At 42.2% G+C, this 6,597-nt stretch carries 10 protein-coding genes; 8 read left to right on the forward strand and 2 right to left on the reverse strand.

The annotated features are described in order from the left end of the window. Nucleotides 1-17: 17 nt before the first annotated feature. On the forward strand, nt 18-140 hold the full coding sequence (locus Q4A91_RS03570) for a YczI family protein (protein ID WP_303207445.1): 123 nt from the start codon (nt 18-20) through the stop codon (nt 138-140). Nucleotides 141-219: 79 nt separating this feature from the next. After that, nucleotides 220-948 (forward strand): peroxide stress protein YaaA, encoded by a 729-nt coding sequence (yaaA, locus tag Q4A91_RS03575; RefSeq protein ID WP_303207447.1) that lies wholly within the window; start codon nt 220-222, stop codon nt 946-948. A gap of 31 nt (nt 949-979) precedes the next feature. On the opposite strand, the gene Q4A91_RS03580 is transcribed toward yaaA, so the two are convergent. Continuing rightward, nucleotides 980-1,528 (reverse strand): NAD(P)H-dependent oxidoreductase, encoded by a 549-nt coding sequence (locus tag Q4A91_RS03580; protein ID WP_303207449.1) that lies wholly within the window; start codon nt 1,526-1,528, stop codon nt 980-982. A 91-nt stretch (nt 1,529-1,619) separates the two neighbouring features. After that, the gene (locus tag Q4A91_RS03585) at nt 1,620-2,066 is read right to left on the reverse strand and encodes a MarR family winged helix-turn-helix transcriptional regulator (RefSeq protein WP_050595437.1); all 447 of its coding nucleotides are present in this window, start codon (nt 2,064-2,066) and stop codon (nt 1,620-1,622) included. 118 nt (nt 2,067-2,184) lie between these two features. Between Q4A91_RS03585 and Q4A91_RS03590 the strand changes: the two genes are divergently transcribed. The 6 genes from Q4A91_RS03590 to rpsR all read left to right on the forward strand — a co-directional run bounded on the left by Q4A91_RS03590 (nt 2,185) and on the right by rpsR (nt 6,537). Beyond that, the gene (locus tag Q4A91_RS03590) at nt 2,185-2,661 is read left to right on the forward strand and encodes a DUF5590 domain-containing protein (protein WP_303207451.1); all 477 of its coding nucleotides are present in this window, start codon (nt 2,185-2,187) and stop codon (nt 2,659-2,661) included. 9 nt (nt 2,662-2,670) lie between these two features. Beyond that, the gene (locus tag Q4A91_RS03595) at nt 2,671-3,849 is read left to right on the forward strand and encodes a pyridoxal phosphate-dependent aminotransferase (protein ID WP_303207453.1); all 1,179 of its coding nucleotides are present in this window, start codon (nt 2,671-2,673) and stop codon (nt 3,847-3,849) included. A gap of 149 nt (nt 3,850-3,998) precedes the next feature. Then, entirely contained in the window at nt 3,999-5,345 is a 1,347-nt protein-coding gene (asnS, locus tag Q4A91_RS03600) for an asparagine--tRNA ligase (protein WP_303207458.1), read from the forward strand. Between the two features lie 148 nt (nt 5,346-5,493). Further along, the gene (rpsF, locus tag Q4A91_RS03605) at nt 5,494-5,784 is read left to right on the forward strand and encodes a 30S ribosomal protein S6 (RefSeq protein WP_303207455.1); all 291 of its coding nucleotides are present in this window, start codon (nt 5,494-5,496) and stop codon (nt 5,782-5,784) included. 11 nt (nt 5,785-5,795) lie between these two features. Beyond that, nucleotides 5,796-6,266: a single-stranded DNA-binding protein SsbA gene (gene ssbA, locus Q4A91_RS03610; protein ID WP_000609595.1), complete on the forward strand. Its 471-nt coding sequence runs from the start codon at nt 5,796-5,798 to the stop codon at nt 6,264-6,266. 31 nt (nt 6,267-6,297) lie between these two features. Further along, entirely contained in the window at nt 6,298-6,537 is a 240-nt protein-coding gene (rpsR, locus tag Q4A91_RS03615; RefSeq protein WP_000068664.1) for a 30S ribosomal protein S18, read from the forward strand. The last annotated feature ends 60 nt before the right edge of the window (nt 6,538-6,597 follow it).

Here is a 6,597-nt window from a genome sequence, read left to right on the forward strand (position 1 = left end):
TTGCTCTTTGATTTTCATTGAGTATAAAAATAGGTTTTTCTCAGTTCAAGGAGAAAAAAGATAAATTCTTATCTATCTTAACAAGCTTAGCTGGCGTAGCCCTTATTCTCGTGGCTATCTGGTTAGGATGGCCAAAATAAACAGACAAACCTCGGTTTGAACCGAGGTTTTTAAGATGAAATTCTTGGTCGTGGTTGAAAAATATGCTACACTAACAATATGAAAATTTTAATCCCAACAGCAAAAGAAATGAACACAGACCATCCTTGTATCGAAGCGCTCCCCTTGAGGGAAGAAAGTCAGGCAGTCCTTGACTCACTTGCTCATTACTCAGCTAGTGAATTAGAGACTTTTTATAAGGTATCTGCCGAGAAAGCAGAAGAAGAGTACGCTCATATTCAAGCTCTAAAAAATCACAGGGCTAAATATTATCCAGCCTTGAAACTCTTCGATGGTCTCATGTATCGCCACATCAAACGAGATGGGTTAACCGAGGCTGAACAAACCTATCTTGAAAATCATATCCTGATTACCTCGGCTTTATACGGTGTTGTCCCTGCCTTATCTCCCATGGCTCCTCACCGTTTGGATTTCTTGATGAAGTTAAAAGTTGCTGGTAAGACTTTAAAGAGTCATTGGAAGTCAGCCTACGATGAGGCACTTCAGGATGAGGACTTGATATTCTCCCTCCTATCATCAGAGTTTGAAACCGTATTTTCTAAGGAAATTAGAGAAAAGATGGTGACCTTCAAATTTATGGAGGACAAGGCAGGTCAGCTGAAAATCCACTCAACTATTTCAAAAAAAGCCCGTGGCGCCTTTTTGACCGCCTTGATAGAGGGGCAAGTCCATACAGTCGAACAAGCTCGCAAGCTCAGTTTTACTGGTTTTGACTACCGACCTGATTTATCAAGTGATTTAGAACTCGTCTTTGTGAAACAAGCATAAAACCAGCTCATTCGAGCTGGTTTTTGCTGGATTAGTTGATGGCTGCAAGAAGGTCGTCAGCTTGTTTTGCAAGTGATGAAGCAGTTGCTTCCTCTAACACCAATTTTCCATCTGCCCAAGCAGAGTCATTGACACGAGCAGCTGTAAAGTCACCAACGACTTGTGTACGGATAAATGGCAAGAGGTCTTTGTAAATAGCAAAGAGCTGCTCGTGACCGGCATTGGCTACAGATGAGACAGTAACAAACTTGTCTTGGAGGGCAGAAGCACCACGTGTATCAGACAAGTCAAGGGCACGAGAGAGCCAGTCAAGCAAGTTTTTCACGGTTCCAGGGATAGAGAAGTTGTAGACTGGAGAGAAAATCCAGATGGCATCGGCAGCAAGGACTGCTTCACGAGCAGCAGCTACAGCTGGATGAGTTGGAACTTCCAAATCTTGGCTGAAGAGAGGAACAGCTGAGTAATCAAGATAGCTAACTTCCGCTTTTCCAGCAAGTGCTTTTTCAGCTTCGAAGGCCATTTGGTGGTTGAAAGAACCTTGGCGAAGTGAACCGACGATAAATAATACTTTTTTAGACATGATATGTCTCCTTTAGTTTAAAATTCAAAGAGCGAACTCTTTTGTTACCATCCATGTTACAACAAATGATACTAATTAGCAATAATTTTGCTCACAAATTTTTAAATTTTTTTAAAATGCGGATTAAGTCTTCCTTTTCGCCATCTTCCAAGATGCTGAGTGCTTCTACAATCGAATCGATATGGTCAGGAAGAACCTCTTCGATTTTTCTGCGTCCTGCAGGTGTTAATTTCAGGAAAAAGGAGCGACGATCCTTGGGGTCGCAAGTTCTAGAAATCCATCCATCTCGAACCATATTTCGAATGACAACAGTCATGTTTCCAGAAGTGGCTAGCATTTTTTCAATCAAATCCTGAATGCGCAGTTCCCCCTTGCTATAGAGGGTTTCCAAAACTGAAAATTGGGTGGGTGTTAGCCCGTGTTCTTTAGCAGCCTTAGCTTCATATGGTTTAAAAGTCCGTATGGCTTTATTGAGGATGATAGCCGTCTTCAAGTCTAATTGATTATCGGAAATTTTCTCTTTCAAATATTGTTTCATAAGGCTATTTTATCAATAATGAGAGAGAAAAACAAGAACTTACATTTTATAGGAAAACAATCTTAGAATGTTCCCGTCTTCACTTGTAATAAAGAAGGAGAGATGGTAAAATAGACGAGTGAAACTAAGACAGAAAAAAGCAAAAAACAAGCTACTTTTACAGTATGGAATCGGCATTGCTCTGGTAGTACTAGTCATGACCACTTCCTTCCTTTATCTGATATCACTCAGCATGAAACCCTATCAAGATGCTAGGGTTGAAGGAGAAAAACTGGCCAAGCAGTATACAGAATTGGAAAAGGCAGATCAGGTTGATTTCTACAATGGTCTAGAGGGCTATTACAGTGTTCTGGGGCATAATAAAAAGCAAGAGGCCATTGCCGTACTGATTGAAAAGAATGACCATAAGATTTATGTTTATCAGCTTGATAAGGGGATTTCTCAAGACAAGGCAGCGACGATTTCGAGGGAAAAAGGAGCTAGCGACATTGACAAGATTACTTTTGGTCGCTATCAGGACAAGCCGATTTGGGAAGTCAAGTCAGGAAACCAGTACTATCTGGTTGACTTTGAAACAGGAGCAGTGATCCAATAAGGAGGGCATATGAAACTATCCAAACGTGTACTAGAAATGGAAGAAAGCGTCACTCTAGCTAGTGATGCAAGAGCCAAAGCATTAAAAGCTCAAGGAAAGGACGTTCTTTTCTTAACCTTGGGACAGCCTGATTTTCATACTCCTGAAAACATTCAGGATGCAGCGATAGAAGCGATTCGAGATGGACGAGCTTCCTTTTATACAGTTGCTTCAGGCCTACCAGAGTTAAAAGCGGCGGTTAATACCTATTTTGAACGCCACTATGGGTATTCTGTAGCAGCCAACGAGGTTACCTTTGCCACTGGTGCTAAGTTCTCTCTCTACACCTTCTTTATGGCTATGGTCAATCCAGGTGATGAGGTCATCATTCCTACACCTTACTGGGTCAGCTATGGAGACCAGGTCAAGATGGCAGAAGGTGTGCCAGTCTTTGTCCAGGCCAAGGAAGACAATCACTTTAAAGTAACAGTAGAGCAGCTAGAAGCAGCCCGAACAGATAAGACCAAGGTCTTGGTTCTCAATTCGCCATCCAATCCGACCGGTATGATTTACTCTCGTGAGGAACTCTTGGCTATCGGAAATTGGGCTGTTGAACATGATGTTCTTATCCTAGCAGATGATATTTACGGTCGTCTGGTTTATAACGGGAATGAATTTGTTCCAATCTCTAGTCTATCAGAAGCCATTCGCAAACAAACCATCGTGATTAACGGTGTATCTAAGGCCTATGCCATGACTGGTTGGCGGGTAGGTTATGCTGTGGGAAATCCTGAAATTATTGCTGCCATGAGCAAACTAACAGGTCAAACAACCTCCAACCTGACTGCTGTATCACAATATGCTACCGTTGAAGCCCTAACTGGACCGCAAGACTCTGTTGAAACCATGCGCCAAGCCTTTGAAGAACGTTTGAATACCATTTATCCACTCTTGTGCCAAGTCCCAGGTTTTGAAGTTGTCAAGCCCCAAGGAGCCTTCTATCTCTTCCCAAATGTTAAAAAAGCGATGGAAATGAAGGGTTATACCGATGTGACAGAGTTTACAACAGCTATCCTCGAAGAAGTCGGTCTTGCCTTGATTACCGGAGCTGGATTTGGAGCACCAGAAAATGTTCGTCTCAGCTATGCCACAGATTTGGATACATTAAAAGAAGCTATTCGTCGTTTGCATCAATTTATGGAAAAATAAAACTTAGAATCTTCGCCTTTTTAGCGAAGATTTTTTGTAACGAAAATCTCGCGATTTTTCTCTAGTAGAACCTAGCTATCACAGTCTATTTATGGTAAAATAGTGGGTAATGATGTCTTCGGACAAGTTAAACGAAAAAAGGAAGATAGATTATGACAAAACGTGTAACAATTATCGATGTAAAAGACTACGTTGGTCAAGAGGTGACCATCGGAGCCTGGGTTGCCAACAAATCAGGAAAAGGGAAAATTGCCTTCTTGCAATTGCGTGATGGAACAGCCTTCTTCCAAGGTGTAGCCTTTAAACCAAACTTTGTAGAAAAATTTGGTGAGGAAGTGGGGCTAGAGAAGTTTGATACGATTAAACGCCTAAGCCAAGAAACTTCTGTTTATGTGACAGGGATTGTCAAAGAAGACGAACGTTCTAAGTTTGGCTATGAGTTGGATATTACAGACATCGAAGTGATTGGTGAATCTCAAGACTACCCAATCACACCAAAAGAACACGGGACAGACTTCTTGATGGACAACCGTCACTTGTGGCTCCGCTCTCGTAAGCAAGTAGCTGTGATGCAAATCCGTAACGCCATCATCTATGCAACTTATGAGTTTTTCGACAAGAACGGCTTCATGAAATTTGATAGCCCAATCCTTTCAGGAAACGCAGCAGAAGACTCAACTGAACTCTTTGAAACAGACTACTTTGGAACACCAGCCTACTTGAGCCAATCAGGTCAGCTTTATCTTGAAGCGGGTGCTATGGCCCTTGGTCGTGTCTTTGACTTTGGTCCAGTATTCCGTGCAGAAAAATCAAAAACACGCCGTCACTTGACTGAGTTCTGGATGATGGATGCGGAGTACTCCTACTTGACACACGATGAGTCACTTGACTTGCAAGAAGCTTATGTTAAAGCCCTTCTTCAAGGTGTTTTGGATCGTGCGCCTCAAGCCTTGGAAACCTTGGAACGTGATACAGAGCTCTTGAAACGCTACATTGCAGAGCCATTCAAACGCATCACTTACGATCAAGCCATTGACCTTTTGCAAGAGCATGAAAATGATGAAGATGCTGACTACGAGCATCTTGAGCATGGCGATGACTTTGGTTCACCGCATGAAACTTGGATTTCAAACCACTTTGGTGTGCCAACATTTGTCATGAACTACCCAGCAGCTATCAAGGCCTTCTACATGAAACCAGTTCCTGGAAATCCAGAGCGCGTTCTTTGTGCAGACTTGCTTGCACCAGAAGGTTACGGAGAAATCATCGGTGGTTCTATGCGTGAGGAAGACTACGATGCCCTTGTAGCTAAGATGGAAGAACTTGGCATGGATCGTACAGAATATGAATTTTACCTTGACCTTCGTAAATACGGTACAGTTCCACACGGTGGATTTGGTATCGGTGTCGAGCGTATGGTAACCTTCGCCGCTGGAACAAAACACATCCGTGAAGCCATTCCATTCCCACGTATGCTACACCGTATCAAACCATAAACTAGTAAAAAGAAGATAATTTCATCTTCTTTTTTCACTTTTATCTTGCCATCTATCAGTTTTTCTAGTATAATGGTTTATTGTGAGCAAACCTCACTTACCCCTTGCAAAGACTAGGGGTCATTAGACCAAAAGGAGGAACATATCAATGGCTAAATACGAAATTCTTTATATCATTCGTCCAAACATTGAAGAAGAAGCGAAAAACGCTTTGGTAGCACGTTTTGACTCTATCTTGACTGACAACGGTGCAACTGTTGTTGAATCAAAATCATGGGAAAAACGTCGTCTTGCATACGAAATCCAAGATTTCCGTGAAGGACTTTACCACATCGTTAATGTTGAAACAAACGACGACGCAGCTCTTAAAGAGTTTGACCGTCTTTCAAAAATCAACGCTGACATTCTTCGTCACATGATCGTCAAACTTGACGCGTAAGAAGGTAAATTATGATTAACAATGTTGTACTTGTAGGGCGTATGACACGTGACGCTGAGTTGCGTTATACCCCATCAAATGTAGCAGTTGCGACTTTTACTCTTGCAGTAAACCGTACATTTAAGAGTCAAAATGGCGAACGTGAGGCTGATTTCATCAATGTCGTTATGTGGCGCCAACAGGCTGAAAATCTTGCCAACTGGGCTAAAAAAGGCTCTCTTATCGGGATCACAGGCCGTATCCAGACTCGTAGTTACGATAACCAGCAAGGACAACGTGTCTACGTAACAGAAGTCGTGGCTGAGAATTTCCAAATGTTGGAAAGCCGCGGAGTGCGTGAAGGACATTCAGGTGGAGCTTATTCTGCACCAACTGCTGGCCAGTCAGCACCTGCAAACCCAGTACCAGACTTTTCACGTTCTGAAAATCCATTTGGAGCAACCAATCCATTGGACATTTCAGATGATGATTTACCATTCTAATGGACAATTAATACTATAAAGGAGAAAAAACATGGCTCAACAACGTCGTGGCGGATTCAAACGCCGTAAAAAAGTTGATTATATCGCAGCAAACAAAATTGAATATGTTGATTACAAAGATACTGAGCTTCTTAGCCGTTTCGTTTCAGAACGTGGGAAAATCCTTCCACGTCGTGTAACAGGAACTTCAGCTAAAAACCAACGTAAAGTAACAACAGCTATCAAACGCGCTCGCGTAATGGCTTTGATGCCTTTCGTAAACGAAGATTAAAAAGACTCTATGTCAACTGTAGTGGGTGACCTATAACTAAGCACGAGAGGAGACGAAGTT

The organism is Streptococcus sp., assembly GCF_030528045.1.
Taxonomy (GTDB): domain Bacteria; phylum Bacillota; class Bacilli; order Lactobacillales; family Streptococcaceae; genus Streptococcus.

What these genes read in the sequence shown, in the direction of transcription:
- rpsF (WP_303207455.1), top strand. Translation starts at nt 5,494, where the DNA reads ATGGCTAAATACGAAATTCTTTATATCATTCGTCCAAACATTGAAGAA.
- rpsR (WP_000068664.1), top strand. Translation starts at nt 6,298, where the DNA reads ATGGCTCAACAACGTCGTGGCGGATTCAAACGCCGTAAAAAAGTTGAT.
- Q4A91_RS03585 (WP_050595437.1), bottom strand. Translation starts at nt 2,066, where the DNA reads ATGAAACAATATTTGAAAGAGAAAATTTCCGATAATCAATTAGACTTG.
- Q4A91_RS03580 (WP_303207449.1), bottom strand. Translation starts at nt 1,528, where the DNA reads ATGTCTAAAAAAGTATTATTTATCGTCGGTTCACTTCGCCAAGGTTCT.
- ssbA (WP_000609595.1), top strand. Translation starts at nt 5,796, where the DNA reads ATGATTAACAATGTTGTACTTGTAGGGCGTATGACACGTGACGCTGAG.
- yaaA (WP_303207447.1), top strand. Translation starts at nt 220, where the DNA reads ATGAAAATTTTAATCCCAACAGCAAAAGAAATGAACACAGACCATCCT.
- Q4A91_RS03595 (WP_303207453.1), top strand. Translation starts at nt 2,671, where the DNA reads ATGAAACTATCCAAACGTGTACTAGAAATGGAAGAAAGCGTCACTCTA.